The 16176-nt window shown below is 64.5% G+C and carries 17 protein-coding genes and 1 pseudogene; 10 read left to right on the top strand and 8 right to left on the bottom strand.

Annotation, left to right across the window (positions count from 1 at the left end; translation table 11 throughout):
- The first annotated feature begins 1 nt into the window (after position 1).
- Positions 2-385, top strand: a complete 384-nt coding sequence (locus RFM52_RS11100) for a hypothetical protein (RefSeq protein WP_320293152.1) — start codon at positions 2-4, stop codon at positions 383-385.
- A gap of 20 nt (positions 386-405) precedes the next feature.
- On the opposite strand, the gene RFM52_RS11105 is transcribed toward RFM52_RS11100, so the two are convergent.
- Both RFM52_RS11105 and RFM52_RS11110 read right to left on the bottom strand, forming a co-directional pair.
- Entirely contained in the window at positions 406-1785 is a 1380-nt protein-coding gene (locus RFM52_RS11105) for a pyridoxal phosphate-dependent decarboxylase family protein (RefSeq protein ID WP_320293151.1), read from the bottom strand.
- 62 nt (positions 1786-1847) lie between these two features.
- Positions 1848-2734, bottom strand: a pseudogene (locus RFM52_RS11110) (autotransporter outer membrane beta-barrel domain-containing protein).
- 261 nt (positions 2735-2995) lie between these two features.
- Between RFM52_RS11110 and RFM52_RS11115 the strand changes: the two are divergent.
- From RFM52_RS11115 to RFM52_RS11130, 4 genes are all read left to right on the top strand, one after another.
- The gene (locus RFM52_RS11115; protein ID WP_430699213.1) at positions 2996-3535 is read left to right on the top strand and encodes a rod-binding protein; all 540 of its coding nucleotides are present in this window, start codon (positions 2996-2998) and stop codon (positions 3533-3535) included.
- Between the two features lie 8 nt (positions 3536-3543).
- Complete coding sequence (locus RFM52_RS11120; protein WP_320293148.1) at positions 3544-3963, top strand: hypothetical protein; 420 nt, start codon at positions 3544-3546, stop codon at positions 3961-3963.
- Positions 3964-3994: 31 nt separating this feature from the next.
- Positions 3995-4525 carry a hypothetical protein gene (locus tag RFM52_RS11125; protein ID WP_320293147.1) on the top strand — a complete coding sequence of 177 codons (531 nt, stop codon included), beginning with the start codon at positions 3995-3997 and terminating at the stop codon, positions 4523-4525.
- Between the two features lie 201 nt (positions 4526-4726).
- On the top strand, positions 4727-5011 hold the full coding sequence (locus tag RFM52_RS11130; RefSeq protein WP_320293146.1) for an SCP2 sterol-binding domain-containing protein: 285 nt from the start codon (positions 4727-4729) through the stop codon (positions 5009-5011).
- A 245-nt stretch (positions 5012-5256) separates the two neighbouring features.
- Here the strand turns inward: RFM52_RS11130 and RFM52_RS11135 are convergent, their stop codons facing one another.
- A complete protein-coding gene (locus RFM52_RS11135; RefSeq protein ID WP_320293758.1) occupies positions 5257-5781 on the bottom strand; it encodes a GNAT family N-acetyltransferase in 525 nt (174 codons plus the stop codon).
- A gap of 343 nt (positions 5782-6124) precedes the next feature.
- Positions 6125-7258: an ornithine/lysine decarboxylase gene (gene odc2, locus RFM52_RS11140; RefSeq protein ID WP_320293145.1), complete on the bottom strand. Its 1134-nt coding sequence runs from the start codon at positions 7256-7258 to the stop codon at positions 6125-6127.
- A 542-nt stretch (positions 7259-7800) separates the two neighbouring features.
- Here odc2 and RFM52_RS11145 point away from each other — a divergent pair.
- The 4 genes from RFM52_RS11145 to RFM52_RS11160 all read left to right on the top strand — a co-directional run bounded on the left by RFM52_RS11145 (position 7801) and on the right by RFM52_RS11160 (position 11949).
- Positions 7801-8997: an amidase gene (locus RFM52_RS11145; RefSeq protein WP_320293144.1), complete on the top strand. Its 1197-nt coding sequence runs from the start codon at positions 7801-7803 to the stop codon at positions 8995-8997.
- A 2-nt stretch (positions 8998-8999) separates the two neighbouring features.
- Complete coding sequence (locus tag RFM52_RS11150; RefSeq protein WP_320293143.1) at positions 9000-9902, top strand: LysR family transcriptional regulator; 903 nt, start codon at positions 9000-9002, stop codon at positions 9900-9902.
- A gap of 75 nt (positions 9903-9977) precedes the next feature.
- Positions 9978-10646: a DUF1007 family protein gene (locus RFM52_RS11155; protein WP_320293142.1), complete on the top strand. Its 669-nt coding sequence runs from the start codon at positions 9978-9980 to the stop codon at positions 10644-10646.
- Between the two features lie 157 nt (positions 10647-10803).
- Entirely contained in the window at positions 10804-11949 is a 1146-nt protein-coding gene (locus tag RFM52_RS11160; RefSeq protein WP_430699201.1) for a nickel/cobalt transporter, read from the top strand.
- A 6-nt stretch (positions 11950-11955) separates the two neighbouring features.
- On the opposite strand, the gene denD is transcribed toward RFM52_RS11160, so the two are convergent.
- From denD to RFM52_RS11180, 4 genes are read right to left on the bottom strand one after another with little or no spacing between them, the layout of a single operon-like run.
- Complete coding sequence (gene denD / locus RFM52_RS11165; RefSeq protein ID WP_320293140.1) at positions 11956-12930, bottom strand: D-erythronate dehydrogenase; 975 nt, start codon at positions 12928-12930, stop codon at positions 11956-11958.
- Between the two features lie 2 nt (positions 12931-12932).
- On the bottom strand, positions 12933-13139 hold the full coding sequence (locus tag RFM52_RS11170; RefSeq protein ID WP_320293139.1) for a hypothetical protein: 207 nt from the start codon (positions 13137-13139) through the stop codon (positions 12933-12935).
- A gap of 51 nt (positions 13140-13190) precedes the next feature.
- Positions 13191-14192, bottom strand: coding sequence for a cation diffusion facilitator family transporter (locus tag RFM52_RS11175; protein WP_320293138.1), 1002 nt, complete (start codon positions 14190-14192; stop codon positions 13191-13193).
- A gap of 14 nt (positions 14193-14206) precedes the next feature.
- Positions 14207-14893, bottom strand: coding sequence for a GNAT family N-acetyltransferase (locus RFM52_RS11180; RefSeq protein ID WP_320293137.1), 687 nt, complete (start codon positions 14891-14893; stop codon positions 14207-14209).
- Positions 14894-14975: 82 nt separating this feature from the next.
- Here RFM52_RS11180 and RFM52_RS11185 point away from each other — a divergent pair, with 82 nt between their 5' ends.
- Positions 14976-16160: a pyridoxal phosphate-dependent aminotransferase gene (locus RFM52_RS11185; RefSeq protein ID WP_320293136.1), complete on the top strand. Its 1185-nt coding sequence runs from the start codon at positions 14976-14978 to the stop codon at positions 16158-16160.
- Positions 16161-16176: the final 16 nt, after the last annotated feature.

Consider the following 16176-nt stretch of genomic DNA (forward strand, 5'->3'; position numbering starts at 1 on the left):
CATGACCACGCGAAAAGACCGCCTGAAGAAACTGGTCAAGGTGCAGGAGCAGTTGAAGGCGCTGCACGAGACCCGCCACGCCGGCTTCCTCGCCGCCGCCGTCAAGGCCGAGGCGGAGGCCAGGGACCTGATCGAGCATTTCGAGACCGACGCTTCGCTGGGCTCCCTCTTTCCGGAAATCTATCATCGCCGCATCACCGGGGCGCTGGAACGCCAGAAAAAGAGCCTGGAAGATGCCAAGCAGGAAGCCGCGCTCATCGCCACCGCGACGGCGCGCACCAACATGGTCGAGCGCGCCTACAAGGACGTGCGTCGCCGCGACGAGCGCGAGCGCTCCGACCGCGAGCGGCTCGATCTCATCACGCAGAAGCGTTGGCAAGAGTGAGTGCAACGCGCCTCAGCGCTTCAGGCGTTGAGTTCGTCAGCTGCGGCGATCACTTCGGAAACGATCTCATAGACGTTTGCCGGCTCTGTCCGATGATTGACGAAGCAGGCACGCAGCGCAAAGTGACCGTTGATGCTGGCATTGGAGAGATACACGCGCCCACGTGCAATCACGCGCTGCAGGATGGCTTCGTTGCTTTTGACGCGATGGCGGAAGCACACGGCGCTAAGAGGCACCGGCGCGAGCAGTTCGAGTTCAGGACGTGCCCTGACAGCATCGGCGAGTAGCTGTGCGTGCAGCAGATCGCGCGAGATGGCCTCTCGATAGGCTTCGCGTCCGTGGTATTGCAGGGACAGCCAGAGCTTGAGGGCGCGAAACCGGCGGGAAAGCTCGATCGATTCCTCGAAGAAGGCGAACGCTTCGCCGGGGTCTTGGTTGAAGACCCTGACATAATCTCCGCTGTGGGAGAAGGTCTTCCGCGCGGCGTCGCGATCGCGATAAAGCAGGCAACCGCAGTCGATGGGTTGGTAGAGCCACTTGTGCGCGTCGAGGGAAATGGAGTCGGCCAGGTTCAGTCCTTCGAATTTTTCCGGGACCGCCAGCGCTGCCAAGACGCCGAAAGCACCGTCGACATGGAGCCAAATTCCTTCGGACTTCGCGATTTCCGCGATTTGCCGCAATGGATCGATTGCTCCGGTGGCCACCGCGCCCACACTGGCCACGATAGCCACCGGGGTGTTCCCGAACTTCCGGTCGCTGGCGATGGCGGCTTCGAGAGCATCGGTCCGCAAACGAAAATCCGCGTCGACCGGGATCAGCCGAAGATTGCTGCGGCCCAGGCCCAGCAGCGCAATGGCCTTGGGAATCGACATATGCACTTGTTCGGATGCGTAGACCACACCCGGCCGAGCCCCCTCCTCGTTGGCGGCCAGCGCCTTCTCCCGCGCGATCGCCAACCCCATCAGGTTGGCCATTGAACCGCCGCCGCACAGACTTCCGGCAAAACCGCCGCAGCCGATCGCCTCAGCGAGCCATCCGATCACCGCGCGCTCGATGGTGATTGCGGCGGGAGCCGAACGCCAGGACGTAGTGTTCTGGTTGAAAACCGATGTGAGAAAATCGCCGACGGCCCCCACCGGTTCACCAGAGCCGGCGACGTAGCCGAAGAAGCGGCCAGTGCATGGGCGGACGTGTTCGGCAATCACTCTGACGTCGTCCAGAACTTTGCTCCCTCGCCCCTCACCCGACCATGGCCGGTCGAAGAGGCGCGCCGTCTCAGACCCGCTGGTCGAGGGATAGGATGGCCGCTCCTCCAGCGAAGCCCAGTACTCGGCGGCGAAATTTGTGGCCTCCGACATGAAAGCCAGCAATTCGCGGTTGGAAATTTCGAGCGCGCGCATGCCCACATCCCCGCCCAAAGCTCAAGGCGCAGGTTAAGTCGTTAGCCCGGCTGCGACAAGGCTTAGGCTATGCCGGCACATCTCCAGATCAAACGATGGCAGGCGTGTCGCGCTTCAGAATCGTGTCGAGAAACTCGCCTTGAAGGCATTCTCCATCGCGCCGGAAGCGAATTGGCCGTCATAGCTGAAGCCGAGGCGCCGCCGAGGTCGACATCGACGCCGGCCTGCAGCGCCACCGCGTCGCGTGCGATCGGCACGCCGAACACGGTGAAGCCGTCGCCGCCGTCGAACGAAAGCCGCGCCGCCGGCGCATCCGCGAAGGCATGGCGCCAGCCGAGGCGCGCGCCTCGAAGCTCGTGCCGACGACGACGATCTTCTGCGAGACCCGCGCGCCAAGCGTGGCGAATGTGGCGTCGCTGCTGAAGCCGCCCGAAGACAGGGCCGCCGCGCCGCCGTCCTCGGCGAAGCCGTCGGTCGACAGATGGACATAGGCGAGATTGGCGAACGGATCGAGCTTGAGCGCGCCGAGATCGAAGGGGCGCGACGCCTCGCCGAACGCCTGCAGCGTGCTTGCGCCGTAGCTGGCACTCAGCTCATCGCTGAAGCCGACAAAGGCCGGGCTGCGGCTGGTGTCGATGTCGTGATGGCTGTAGCCGGCGCCGAACTTCAAGCGGACGCTGTCGATGGCGCCGCCGCCATAAGCGCCAAGATGCACGCTGGCGATGTCGGCGGAGGACGCTCGGTCGTCGATATCGGGCGAGGTGACGCTGATCCCGCCGAGGAAGCCGAGCGTCCAGCCGTCGCCGACGGCGGCGTCGATACCGGCGAAGAAGGCGCCCGTGTTGGCGTCGGCATCGGCGGCGTTGCCGTCGCTGTCGAGCGAGCGGGCAAGCCCGGCGCCCTGCATCCAGAACCCCCTGGCGCCGGGCTCGGCGACAGTGGCGGGCACATATGGACAGATGCGGACAATTCAGGACACGAGGACGCGCCGCACATCGCCACGGTCCGGTTCGGCTCGTGGATCGGCCTGCCGCGGCGCGATTTGACGGTGTAACGACGAATCGTCGCTGCTCTTTCGCCGGCTGCCGATCACGCCGCCGTCATCATCCGATATCGCAAGCCTGCCACAAGCTTGTTCAGTCATTGTGCAGATAACAAAACCGGCAAAGGGCGGACTTTCTTGGCCATTTCCCCACCCAGCGACATCGTCATGGACGTTGCCCGCGCAGCGGAGCCGGCCGATATCGAGGCCGCGCGGGCAGCACTCCTTAAGCGCGCGGGTGGTGCGCCAGGTGCATTCTCTGTCGGTCCCTCTGTAACGGTCGATGCCGGCTCCATTCTCTCGCGCGCCTCGGCCGACAAGGCGGAAGCCGCCAATCCGGCGAAGAAGTTCCAGCGCTTCGAGGCGATGGTGCTGACGACCTTCATCCAGAACATGATGCCCAAGGACACCGAGGGCGTTTACGGCAAGGGCCTGGCGGGCGACATGTGGAAGTCGCAGCTCGCCGAAAAGGTGGCCGATGTCATGGCCGCGCATGGCGGCATCGGCATCGCCAAATCGATGCTTGCCGACCACTATCTCGACGGCAAGCACAAGGTGCCGGTCGGCCCTGTTGCCGGCGGACCGCAGAAGACCGAGATCGACCAGCAGACCCGGCTTTCGACCTCGATGATCGAGGAGCTTGAGCGCAAAGCCGCACGGTCGATGACCGGCGACGACACAACCATAAAGACGGACATCAAGATCTAGGGACCTACATGGCCGACCAAACGGACCTTTCCAACCTTCCCGTACGCACCAACGCAATGGAGGCGCCCGCCGCCGCACGACCCGGCAACCTCGCCGCCATCATCGGCCGCATCGAAGAAGTCGTGGACGAGGAGACCGCCGGCATCCGCAGCGGAACGACGTATGACCTCAAGGCCTCGAACGCCCGCAAGAGCCGGTACCTCTACGAGCTGAACCGCGCCTTGAAGGGCGCCAACGAGATCGAATTCCTCGAGCAGCATAAAGAAGGCCTGCTGCGGCTGCGCCAGAAGCTGGCGAAGAACGAAGCGGCGATCCTTGCCCATCTCAACGCGGTCAACGAGGTCGCCACGCTTTTGAGGAACGCCATCCAGCGGGCCGATGCCGACGGCACCTATTCGGTTGGGGAGTTCGGAATGGCACGGGCCTGATCGAGATGATAGAGGCGCAAGGACGGACCGGGTGATTAAGTTTATCGCCGCCGCGCTGTGGATCTGCGCCGTGACGCTCGGCGCGGTCTTCTATTCCTTCCAGGCGGCCGGCCAGCGCGGCGCGGCCGAACCGCCGAAGCCGATGCTGGGCGGCCTCGACTACGTCAAGACCGACATGATCTCGGTGCCGCTGCTGCGCGACGGCACGATCGACGGCTATTTCCTCACCAAGCTGGTCTACACGGTGGAGCCGGAACAGATAAAGAAGCTGTCGGTCCCGGCGCAGGCGCTGATGACGGACCAGGTCTATTCCTATCTCTATTCCAACCCGCAGATCGATTTCACCAAGAAGGAATCGATCGATCTCGATGCCTTTCGCAAGTCGATCCGCGACACCATCAACGCTCGGGTTGGCGTCGAGCTCGTGCACGAGGTGCTGATCGACCAGGTCAACTTCCTCTCCAAGGACGATATCCGCGACAACGCGCTCCGCCGCCGCAGGGGTGCCGGCGAGACCGCTTCAGCCATGACCAAGGCTTTCAAGGCCGAGCCGGAGCACTGATTGTCCGGCCAAGGTTCGGCGTGGATGCCCGAACTCCGCTTACCCGTGATGCGAGATGACGCATGTCGCTTGCGTTGACGTTAACGTCAACTCGAAGCTATATGCGCCGGTGACAGGCAACCGCGCGCAGGCGTGGCGCGCCTACCTCGCCCAGCGGCCAAGCGCCGGTGCGCGTCAACGCAACCAACGAGGAGAACCGCCATGGGCGTTCAGGAGATTGCCGACAAGATCAAGTCGCGCGTGGCAAGCGCCGGCTTCGAGCATTCCGTCAAGTTCGACACCGGCAGCGATGGCGTCATCGTCATCGACGGCGCGAGCGTCTCGACCATCGACGCGCCGACCGACTGCACCGTGAAGCTGTCGCTCGACGATCTGGATTCGCTGATTGCCGGCGACCTCAACCCGACCATGGCCTTCATGGCCGGCAAGCTGAAGGTCGAAGGCGACATGACCGTCGCCATGGCGCTCAGCCAGCTGCTCGGCTGACCTTTCGCAAAACAGCAACGCCGCCCGATGGGCGGCGTTCCTGTTTTTGTCGAACCTAAAGCATGTCTCCCGAAAGTGGGCCCGGTTTCGGGACAAAGACATGCTTAAAATCAAAAACTTAAAGCAGGTCGCGTGAATCCTTTTTCACGCGACCTGCTTTAGAGCAATTCCAGGAAAAGTGCGTAGCGGTTGGGCTCGGCGACTTCGCTGTGGCCTTCCGTCCGGAATTGCGTGAAACAAAGGCTTCAGGCGACGAAGCCCGGCGCTTGCCCCTTGAGCTTGCGGCCGGCGGCCTTGATCGTGCCATTGGCGCCACCCATCGCGCCGTCCTTCAGCTCCAGCGCCAGAAGCCGGTGCCGCTCATAGGGGCCGGGCATGGCGAGCGCTCCGGTGCGGTCGGCCGAGAAGCCGAACCGCCCGTAATAGGGCGCATCGCCGACGAGCAGGATCGCGCCGTGGCCGAGCCGCGCGGCTTCGGCAACCGCATGCCGCATTAGCGCCGAGCCGATGCCGCCGCTCTTCAATCCCTGCTCGACAGCGAGCGGGCCGAGCAGAAGCGCCGCCGGACCGCCCTCGCCCAGCCTCACATCCCACAGCCGCACCGTGCCGACGACCGCGCCCGAGACATCGCGGGCGACAAAGGCCAGGCCTTCCGAGGGCCGGCGGCCGCGCCGCAGCTTCTCGGACGACTTCTTCCTGCGTTTCGGCCCCATGGCGCGGTCGAGCAGCGCTTCGCGCGCCGCGACGTCGCCCGCGCCTTCGCCAAGGATGACGAAGGCCGGCGCCTGGGCGGCCCCCTCGTCCGGCGCGCCGCGCGAGCCAGCCTGTGCCCGGAGGGCAAGGGAGGGCGCCAGCACATTTTCAGGCGAAGTGGAAACCGGTTCGCCGTAAGAAAATGCGCCAAAGAGCACTGCCGTCGAGCCATTCTCCCCCGCGGAGAAAAGCTCAGCCGACGGTCCGGACGAGGGGGCAATTTCGGTGGCCGCAACGGCCGATTTGATCAGGTATTCCATGTCCGCGATCCTTCACGAGCGGAGATCTGTCCCACAAGCGAGCCAGGGCGGGCGACATGATCGCCCGCGCCGGATGATCTGAGCGGTCCTTGCGAACCGGTCAGATCACGTAGGATCGGAGAGGCTCGAAGCCGTTGAAGGCGACCGCCGAGTAGGTGGTCGTGTAGGCGCCGGTGCCTTCGATCAGCACCTCGTCGCCGATGGTCAGCGACAAGGGCAGCGGATAAGGCGTCTTCTCGTACATTACGTCGGCCGAATCGCAGGTCGGGCCGGCGAGCACGCAAGGCGCGGTCTCCGAGCCGTCATGGCGGGTGACCAGCGGATAGCGGATCGCCTCGTCCATGGTCTCGGCGAGACCGCCGAACTTGCCGATGTCGAGGAACACCCAGCGCACATTGTCGTTGTCGGCCTTCTTCGAAATCAGCACGACTTCCGACTTGATGACGCCGGCATTGCCGACCATGCCGCGGCCCGGCTCGATGATCGTCTCGGGCAGCGCGTTGCCGAAATGCTTTCGCAGCGCCGAGAAGATCGCCTGGCCATAGGCCTGGGGCGCCGGCACGTCCTTCAGGTAACGGGTCGGGAAACCACCGCCCATATTGACCATCTTGAGCACGATGCCTTCCTCGGCGAGCGTCGCGAACACCTTCTTGGCGTCGCCCAGCGCGCGGTCCCAGGCCGTCAGGTCGGTCTGCTGCGAGCCGACATGGAACGACACGCCATAGGCGTCGAGGCCGAGGCCCTTGGCATGGCGCAGCACGTCGACGGCCATCGCCGGCACGCAGCCGAACTTGCGCGACAGCGGCCACTCGGCGCCTTCGCCGTCGGTCAGCACGCGGCAGAACACGCGCGAGCCGGGGGCGACGCGGGCGATCTTCTCGACCTCCTCGACGCAGTCGACGGCGAACAGGCGGATGCCGAGCTGGTAGGCGCGTGCGATGTCACGCTCCTTCTTGATGGTGTTGCCGAAGGAGATGCGATCGGCCGGCGCGCCGGCATCCATCGCCATCTCGACCTCGGTAACCGATGCGGTGTCGAAGGACGAGCCCATCGCAGCAAGCAGGCGCAGGATTTCCGGCGCCGGGTTTGCTTTCACCGCATAGTAGATCTTGGAATCGGGCAACGCCTTCTCGAAGGCGCGGAAATTGTCGCGCACGACATCGAGGTCGACGACGAGGCAGGGACCGTTCGGACGTCGGGTGGCGAGGAAGTCAAGGATGCGCTGGGTGGCCATCGGGGTCTCTCCATCACGCCTTTCGGCGCGCACAAGGGTGCGGACGCGGGCTGTCGGCCTCGCGAACACGCGGTCAAACAAAGGCGGGACAGAAATTCCATGGAACCAGCCGGTGGAGACCCCGGAACCATGAAACGCCGTCTCGCGGCGATGAACCTAGCCTTGCCCGGCTTCGGTTCGCTTTGTCTGCCTTGGCTTGGATTGGGAGAACCCCGTTCCGCACTGCCGGCAATGAAGGTGTGCCTCTTCAGTAACCCCGGTCTTTGGACAACCGGCAGAGAACCAGAAAGGCCCGCACCGTCGTTGCTTCAAGGTGTCCTCGGTCTTGTGGTTGGCCACTGACCGACTGGAGGGGTTAGCTCCAGTTACCTTACCGATTGCCCTCACCATTCGAGGATCGGCGGACACCCACAGGCACGTGCGACTTTGGGCAAGCGCGATATAGGAGCGAAGGGTTTCACAATCAATAAAAATCGTAAGCCCAGGTTGTAAAATTTCTGGCATCGAACAATGTTTGTCGCACCGTATCCGGAAATCGAACGATGCCAGGAACTCAAGGACCGCTAAACGCCTTCCTCGATCTGCGCCAAATGCCTGTGGCGAATGCGGAATTGGGCCCGCTCGCCGGCCTGCGCCTGGCCGTCAAGGATATCTATGACGTCGCCGGCTACCGCACCGGCTGCGGCAATCCGCAGAAATTCGAGGAGGCGCATGCCGCCTCGCGCACGGCCGAGGCGGTGCAGACGATCCTCGATGCCGGCGCGCGATTCGTCGGCAAGACCCAGACCGACGAGCTGGCCTTCTCGCTGTTCGGCCAGAACGCGCATTTCCCCTACCCGGTCAATCCCGCCGCGCCCGAGCGCGTCACCGGCGGCTCTTCCTCCGGCTCGGCGGCCGCGGTTGCCGGCGGGCTGGCGAACGTCGCCACCGGCTCCGACACCGGCGGCTCGATCCGCGCGCCGGCGAGCTTCTGCGGCCTGATCGGACTGCGCACCACCCATGGCCGCATTCCGCTCGACGGCGCGATGAAGCTGGCATCGAGCTTCGACACCTTCGGCTGGTTCGCCGACGACATCGAGACCTATGAGACGGTCGGCAAGCTTTTGCTCGGCCGCGATCCGCACCAGCATCCGCTAAACCGCCCGCTGTCGATCCGCTGGCTGGACGCCTTCGTCATGGGTCCGGCGGAAGCCGCCGAATATCAGCGTATGAAGGCGCTGACCGCCGCCGTCATCGGCCTGCCCGTGGAGACCGAATACGCCTTCGCCTCGTTCCCCGACGAGCTTTACTGGTGCTTTCGCCGCTTGCAGGCCTTCGAGGCCTGGCGCGAGCATGGTCCCTGGATCTCGGCCGGCGGCCGCCTGAGCCCAGGCGTCGAGGAGCGTTTCGGCTTCGGCCGCACCATCGACGCCAAGACTGCCGCCACCGAGGCAGCGCGGCGGCTGGCGTTCCGGGCCGAGTTCGGGGCGCTGCTCGGCAACAACGGCTTCCTGGTCCTGCCCACCGTTCCCGGCGCGGCGCCGCTCGCCGCCGGCACACCGGAACAGTTCCAGGCCTATCGCGAAAGGGCGCTGCATCTGTTGTGCCTCTCCGGTCTTTCGGGCTTTCCGCAGATTACCCTGCCGATCGGCTCCGTCGACGGCGCGCCCTTCGGCCTTTCGCTGCTCGGCCCTTCCGGCAGCGACGTTGCCCTGATACGGCTCGGCCGCAAGATTCTCGACGCGGCACGAAAGGTCTGACCATGGACACATTGACGCGCATGCGCGCCTTCATCGACGTGGTCGAGGCGGAAGGCTTTTCGGCCGCAGGGCGCAAGATCGGCCGCTCCAAGGCGCTGCTGTCGAAATATGTGCGCGAGCTGGAGGACGAGCTCGGCGCGCTGCTGCTCAACCGCACCACGCGCCAGTTCTCGCTGACCGAAGCCGGCCACACCTATTATCAGCGCGCCTCCGAGATCGTGCGCGAGGTCGACAGCCTCGCCGAGGCGGTGCGCCAGTCTTCCGGCGACGTTCGCGGCAGGATCAAGCTGTCGGCCGCCCGCACCTTCGCCGATGCGCCGATCGGTCAGTCGCTGGTCGACTTCGCCAGGCAGCATCCCGACATCGTGCTCGACATTCATCTCGACGACCGGTTCGTCGACCTTGTCGAGGAAGGTTTCGATCTTGCCGTGCGCATCTCGCGGCTGGAGAACTCCTCGCTCATCGCCAGGCGGCTGGCGCCGTTCTCGGTCAGGCTTTGCGCGTCGCCGGAGCTGATCGCCAAGCACGGCAAGCCGACACGGCCCCAGGATCTCGCCAACATGCCCTGCCTCGTCGACACCAACGGCCGCTCGCTGGCCAATTGGCGCTTCAAGGGCGAAGGCGAAGACTCCGTGAGCGTCGCCGTGTCGGGCCCGATCGAGGTCAACAGCCCGATTGTGGCAAGAGCCGCAGCACTTTCTGGCCTGGGCTTCGCCATGCTGCCGGATTTCATCGCCGCCCCCGACGTCGCGTCCGGCAAGTTGGTCACCGCGCTCGACGACCGCATCCTGGCGGGCACCGGCATCTTCGCCGTCTACCCGCACCGGCGCTATCTGCCGGCCAAGGTGCGGGTGTTCGTCGACTTCCTGGCGCAGTGGTTCAAGACGCGCGATACGGGAGCCTGAGCAGGCGTCCCAATTTCGCCCCCTTTATGCTAACTCTCGGGCTCGCCCTCGAAGTCAATGGAATCGCGGCACGGAATGCATCTGAAACGGCAAGCCACCATGCTGGCTTCGGCCCTCGCGGCCACGTTCGCCTCGGTCGAGCAGGCCGAAGTGCACCCGCATGTATTTGCCGAAGCCCGGCTCGACGTCATCCTCAGCCAGGATCACCAAAGTGTGACGGCGCTGCGCCACCTTTGGCGCTTCGACGACCTGTTTTCAAGTACAGTGATGATGGAGTTCGACAAGAACTCCGATCTGAAACTTGACGATAAAGAGCTCAAGGAAGTGGCCGACACCGTCCATTCCTCGCTGGCCGAGTTCAACTACTTCCAGCTCGTCACCCAGGACGGTAAGGACGTGCCGATGGTGCCGCCGCCGCATCTGATGGCGAACTTCGACAACGACCAGCTGATCATCCTGTTCGAGTCGCAGCCGAAGGCACCGATCAAGCTGACGGGCAAGATCGACATCGGCGTCTACGATCCGACCTTCTACACGGCGATCGACTTCACCGACGACGCCAACCTCACCGTCGAAGGCCTGCCCTCGACCTGCACCAAGAAGGTCGTCCGGCCCGATCCGGACGAGGCGATCAAGGAAAACCAGAAGACCCTGACGGACGCGTTCTTCAACGATCCGACAGGCACCGACATGAGCAAGATCTTCGCCACCAAGCTCGAGTTGAACTGCTCGCCGGAAGGATGATTTGGTGATGAAACCGTCGCTGCGCGTAAGCAGGTTCCGCAAAAGTGTCCCACGGTTTTGCGATCGGAACCTGCGACAAGCAAGGGAATCTAAGCGGATATTCGTGGGGCATCCCACGAATATCCGCTTAGCGCTCGGCCTTTTGGCCACCACCCTGGTGATCACTCATTTGCCCGTCGTCGCGCACGCGCAAAGCTCGCTCGGCATCGGCACCAATGACGGCATGGCGCCGACCACCACCGGCCCGTTCGCCCACATCCTGATGTGGATCAATCTCAGGCAGCAGGAATTCTACCATTCGCTGGCGGCCGCGATGAAGGCGATGCGCCAGGACGGCAGCAAGCTCTGGCTGCTGATCGGGCTTTCCTTCGCCTATGGCATCTTCCACGCTGCCGGACCCGGCCACGGCAAGGCGGTGATCTCCTCCTACATGGTGGCCAACGAGGTGGCGCTGAGACGCGGCATCCTGCTCTCCTTCGTCTCGGCGCTGCTGCAGGGTCTGACGGCAGTGGTCGTCATGATGCTTGCCTATTTCGTGCTGCGGGGCACCGCGATCTCGATGACCGACGCGGCCTGGTTCCTCGAAATCTCCAGCTTTGTGCTGGTCACCTTGTTCGGTGCCTGGCTGCTGTGGCGCAAGCTCGGTCCGTCGGTGCTGCGCCTGTTCGGCAGAGCCCCTGCCTACAGCCTGTCGGCGGCCCATGCCGGCCATTCGCATGGCGGGCATGCGGGCCACTCGCATGCTCACGCGCATTCGCATGCGGGCCATTCGCACGCACATGCGCACGCCGCGCATTCCCTGCATGTGCATGACGATCATGATCATCATGACCATGCGCACGCCCACGATCATGGCGCGCATGAGCACCATCATCACGCCGCGCACGAGCACGCCCACCACGACCATGGCCCGGGCGAAGTCTGCGAGACCTGCGGCCATTCGCATGCGCCGGACCCGGCAATGCTGTCGGGCGACCGCTTCGACTGGAAGACGGCCTGGTCGGCGGTCGCGGCCGTCGGCATCCGCCCCTGTTCCGGCGCGCTGATCGTGCTGAGCTTCGCGCTGCTCAACGGACTGTGGGTAGGTGGGCTGCTGTCGGTGCTGGCGATGTCGATCGGCACCGCGATTACGGTGTCGGCGCTGGCGACGATCGCCGTGACGGCCAAGAACTGGGCAGTCTATTTCGCCGGCGACGGACGCATCGGCAACCGCATCCACTCGATCGTCGAGATCGGCGGCGCCGCCTTCATTTTCATCGTCGGCCTGCTGCTTCTGTCGGCCAGCCTGTCGGGCGGCGTCTGAACCCTATCAGGCGATCTTGCCGCCCAGTTCGTCCTCGATATGAGCACGGATGATGTCGTCGAAATTCTTCTCGGCGGCAAAGCCGAGTTCCCTCGCCCGCCTGGCTTCGAACCGTGTCGGCCAGCCTTTGACGATCGCCCAGATGACCTCGTCGGGCTGCTCGCGGATCCGCTTCGCGACCTCGGCGCCGGCGATGCGCTCCAGCGCCTCGATCTGCTCGCCGACGGTGACGGCGACACCAGGCATTGTCAGGTTGCGGCGCGGACCGACCTTGTCGCCATCGATCTCGGCCGCATGGATGAGGAAATTCACCGCCGAGCGCGGGCTGGCATGGGTGTGCAGCACCGAGCGCGGCACCGGCAGGATCGCTTCCTGGCCGGCGAGCGGCTCGCGGATGATGCCGGAGAAGAAACTCGACGCCGCCTTGTTCGGCTTGCCAGGGCGCACGCAGATCGTCGGCAGCCGGATGCCGATGCCGTCGAAGAAGCCGCGCCGCGTATAGTCGGCGAGCAGCGCCTCGCTCATCTGCTTCTGCGTGCCGTATGAGGTGAGCGGCGTCGGATGGAATTCGTCCGGAATGACGTCCGGGAACGGCGCGCCGAACACGGCGATCGACGAGGTGAAGATGAGGCGCGGCGCGAACGCCGCCAGCCGCACGGCGTCGAACAGGGCGCGCGTGCCGTCGAGATTGACGCGGTAGCCGAGGTCGAAATTGGCCTCCGCCTCGCCAGACACGATGCCGGCCAGATGGAAGATCACATCCGGGCGCGGAGCCACGAGAGCCGCCATGGCCCCGGGTTCGGAAAGATCGCCGGTGTGGATCGACACATCGACACCCGCGAGCGCCGGCGCCTGCGGCGCCACGATGTCATGCAGGTCGAGCGCCGTTATCTTTTGCCCGCGCAGCGTCCCGTCCTTGGCCAGCCGGGCAATCAGCTTGCGGCCCACCATGCCGGCGGCACCGGTGATCAGAATTCTCATCTTCAGAGACCTTTCTTGCGCTGGCTGCGTCCGCGCAGCCACAGGACGACGAACAGCCCGACCATGAAGATCGCGGCGATGATGGCCGCCAGAACCGTCGATACCTTGCCAGCGGCCAGCATGATGGCCGGCAGGAAATAGGCGGCGAGGCCGAACACAAGCAGTATCACGGCGGCGGCGATCGCCGCGTTGCGGGTGTCACGATCCATCAACTGGCATTCTTCGTTTCGAGGCTGTTCGGCTTTGTCATCACGCAGCGATCAGTGATAGTGCCGGCGATCGCGCGGCGCATCGTGCGCGTGGTCATGATCGTGATCGTGATGGTGGTCGTGCTCGTCATGGCTGTCCGCGCATTGGCCAAATTCGGGTTCGACAGTGGCATGCTCGATGCCATGCTTGGCTGCAAGCCGTTTCTTGATGGCGCTCACCGCCATATGCGCGTCGACGCCGTCGTTGAGGCAAGCATGCAACGTCGCCATGTTGGAGGTGCCGTCGAGCGACCAGACATGCATATGGTGCACCTCGCGCACCCCCTTGACCGCGCCTTCGATATCCTTGGCGATCACATCGCGGTCGAGGCTTGCCGGCACGCCTTCGAGCAGCACATGCGCGGCCTCGCGCATCAGCGACCATGCCGTCGACAGGATGAGCAGCGAAACCAGCACCGACAGGATGGGATCGATCGGCGTCCAGCCTGTCGCCAGGATGATGATCGCGGCGACGATTGCCGCGGCCGACCCCAGCAGGTCGCCCAGCACATGCAGGATGGCGCCGCGCATGTTGAGGCTCTCGCGATCGCCGCCATGCAGTACGAAGAACGAGGCGATGTTGACCAGAAGGCCGGCGACCGCCACCACCAGCATCGGTCCGCCCAGCACCGGCGACGGGTGCAACAGCCGCCCCCAGGCTTCGTAGACGATCCAGAGCGCGATGACGAAGATGGCGATGCCGTTGGTGTAGGCGACCAGCGTTTTCACCCGGCCGAAGCCATAGGTGAGACGACCGGTGGCCGGACGCCCCGCCAGATGGAAGGCGTACCAGGCAAGGCCGAGCGCGATGGCATCCGCCAGCATATGGCCGGCATCCGCGAGCAGCGCCAGTGAGCCGGTGAGCAGACCGCCAAGCGCCTCAGCGACCATGAAGCCGCCGGTCAGGCAAGCCGCGATCAGCACCCGTTTCTTATCGGTCGAGCCATGCACATGCCCGGCGCCATGGCTATGACCGGCGGAACCGTGATCATGTGAACCGTGGTCATGCGCCATCGCCAAACTCCCTGTCACGCTCCGAATTCGGCGCGGAAATCCTCGAGGCGCCTCTTCTGGCCGCCTTCGCCATCGAAGTTTGCCGGATCGAGCCAGCCCTCATAGGCCTGGCGCAAGGCCGGCCATTCCTTGTCGATGATCGAATACCACGCCGTATCGCGGTTTTCACCCTTGACCACAAGATGCTGGCGGAAGATGCCTTCGAACCTGAAACCGAAGCGCTCGGCGGCGCGTTTCGAGGGCTCGTTGCGGTTGTTGCACTTCCACTCGTAGCGGCGGTAGCCGAGATCGTCGAAGAGATATTTCGCAAACAGGAACTGCGCCTCGGTCGCCGCCGGCTTGCGCGAGATCAGCGGCCCCCAATAGATGTTGCCGATTTCCCCGACGCCGTTGGCGGCGTCAATGCGCATCAGCGTCTGGCGCCCGGCGATCTTGCCGCTCGCCTTGTCGATGACGGTGAAGAACAGCGGATCCTCGCTGGCTTCGGCCTTGTCGAGCCAGGGCTGGAAGGCGGCGCGGGTTTCCGGCGGGTAATCGGGCAGCCAGGCGAAACGTCCGCCGACATCCGAGACGGAGGAGGCCTCGTAAAGGCCGTCGCCATGCTTGGCGGCGCTCAGCGGCTCGAGCCTGACGGTGCGTCCCTCGATTGCCTTGCGTTCCGGCCGCGGGCGCGGCTGCCAATTCTTCAGATCTTCCGACACCTGCCACTCCAATCCGTTGACTTTTACCGGCGGACGGTCACAAAAACGCTCGCTCACAGAAAGAACCACAGGGACGGGAAAAATGCTCCACACGATCGCGGCCTTCGACCGTCTCGGCGAGGAAAATGCCTTCGCGGTGCTGGCGAGGGCCACAGCGCTTGCCCATCAGGGCCGTGACATCGTCAACCTCGGCATCGGCCAGCCCGACTTCAAGACGCCGCAGCACATCGTTGAGGCGGCGATCAAGGCGCTGCGCGACGGCCACCATGGCTACACGCCGGCCAACGGGCTTTTAGCCACCCGCGAGGCGGTCGTGCGCCGCACGCTGACCACCACCGGCGTCGAGGTCTCGCCCGAGAATGTGATGATCCTGCCGGGCGGCAAGCCGACGATGTTTGCCGCGATCCTGATGTTCGGCGAGGCGGGCGCCGAGATCCTCTATCCCGATCCCGGCTTTCCGATCTATCGCTCGATGATCGAGTTCACCGGCGCCACTCCGGTGCCGGTGCCGATCCGCGAGGAAAACGGCTTTGCCTTCTCGGCGGAGGAGACGCTGGCGCTGATCACGCCGAAGACCAGGCTGCTCATCCTCAACTCGCCCGCCAATCCGACCGGTGGCGTCACCCCGCGCAGCGAGATCGAGAAGCTGGTCAAGGGCCTGGAGAAGCACCCTCAGGTCGCCATCATGTCGGACGAGATCTACGACGTGATGACCTATGACGGCGAGACGCACTTTTCGCTGCTCAACTTCCCCCAAATCCGCGATCGGCTGATCGTGCTCAACGGCTGGTCGAAGACCTGGGCGATGACCGGCTGGCGCATGGGCTGGTCGATCTGGCCGAACGGCGACAAGGGCGCGCATCTCTACGACAAGGTGCGCAAGCTGGCGGTGAACTGCTGGTCCTGCGTCAACGCGCCGAGCCAGTTTGCCGGCATCGCCGCGATCGACGGCCCGCAGGACGATGTCGAGAAGATGATGCGCGCCTTCGACAACCGCCGCAGAATCGTGGTCGAGGGGCTGAACGCGCTGCCCGGCATTTCCTGCATCACGCCGAAGGGCGCCTTCTATGCCTTCCCCAACGTCTCGAAGACCGGCTGGAAGGCCAAGAAGCTTGCATCGGCGCTGTTGGAGGATGCCGGCGTGGCGCTCATCGGCGGCCCCGATTTCGGCGTGCTCGGCGAAGGCTATATCCGGCTTTCCTACGCCAATTCCGAGGAAAATATCCTACGCGCACTGGAACGGATCGAGGCGTTCCTGAAGAAGTGACCCCCATCCGGGTGAG

The organism is Mesorhizobium humile, from assembly GCF_033977215.1.
GTDB classification, from domain to species: domain Bacteria; phylum Pseudomonadota; class Alphaproteobacteria; order Rhizobiales; family Rhizobiaceae; genus Mesorhizobium; species Mesorhizobium humile.

Bases quoted from the DNA above. Each gene is read 5' to 3' on its own strand.
- RFM52_RS11155 (WP_320293142.1), top strand. From the start codon at position 9,978: ATGCATCTGAAACGGCAAGCCACCATGCTGGCTTCGGCCCTCGCGGCC.
- denD (WP_320293140.1), bottom strand. From the start codon at position 12,930: ATGAGAATTCTGATCACCGGTGCCGCCGGCATGGTGGGCCGCAAGCTG.
- RFM52_RS11150 (WP_320293143.1), top strand. From the start codon at position 9,000: ATGGACACATTGACGCGCATGCGCGCCTTCATCGACGTGGTCGAGGCG.
- RFM52_RS11130 (WP_320293146.1), top strand. From the start codon at position 4,727: ATGGGCGTTCAGGAGATTGCCGACAAGATCAAGTCGCGCGTGGCAAGC.
- odc2 (WP_320293145.1), bottom strand. From the start codon at position 7,258: ATGGCCACCCAGCGCATCCTTGACTTCCTCGCCACCCGACGTCCGAAC.
- RFM52_RS11100 (WP_320293152.1), top strand. From the start codon at position 2: ATGACCACGCGAAAAGACCGCCTGAAGAAACTGGTCAAGGTGCAGGAG.
- RFM52_RS11185 (WP_320293136.1), top strand. From the start codon at position 14,976: ATGCTCCACACGATCGCGGCCTTCGACCGTCTCGGCGAGGAAAATGCC.
- RFM52_RS11115 (WP_430699213.1), top strand. From the start codon at position 2,996: ATGGACGTTGCCCGCGCAGCGGAGCCGGCCGATATCGAGGCCGCGCGG.
- RFM52_RS11105 (WP_320293151.1), bottom strand. From the start codon at position 1,785: ATGCGCGCGCTCGAAATTTCCAACCGCGAATTGCTGGCTTTCATGTCG.
- RFM52_RS11120 (WP_320293148.1), top strand. From the start codon at position 3,544: ATGGCCGACCAAACGGACCTTTCCAACCTTCCCGTACGCACCAACGCA.
- RFM52_RS11170 (WP_320293139.1), bottom strand. From the start codon at position 13,139: ATGGATCGTGACACCCGCAACGCGGCGATCGCCGCCGCCGTGATACTG.
- RFM52_RS11175 (WP_320293138.1), bottom strand. From the start codon at position 14,192: ATGGCGCATGACCACGGTTCACATGATCACGGTTCCGCCGGTCATAGC.
- RFM52_RS11145 (WP_320293144.1), top strand. From the start codon at position 7,801: ATGCCAGGAACTCAAGGACCGCTAAACGCCTTCCTCGATCTGCGCCAA.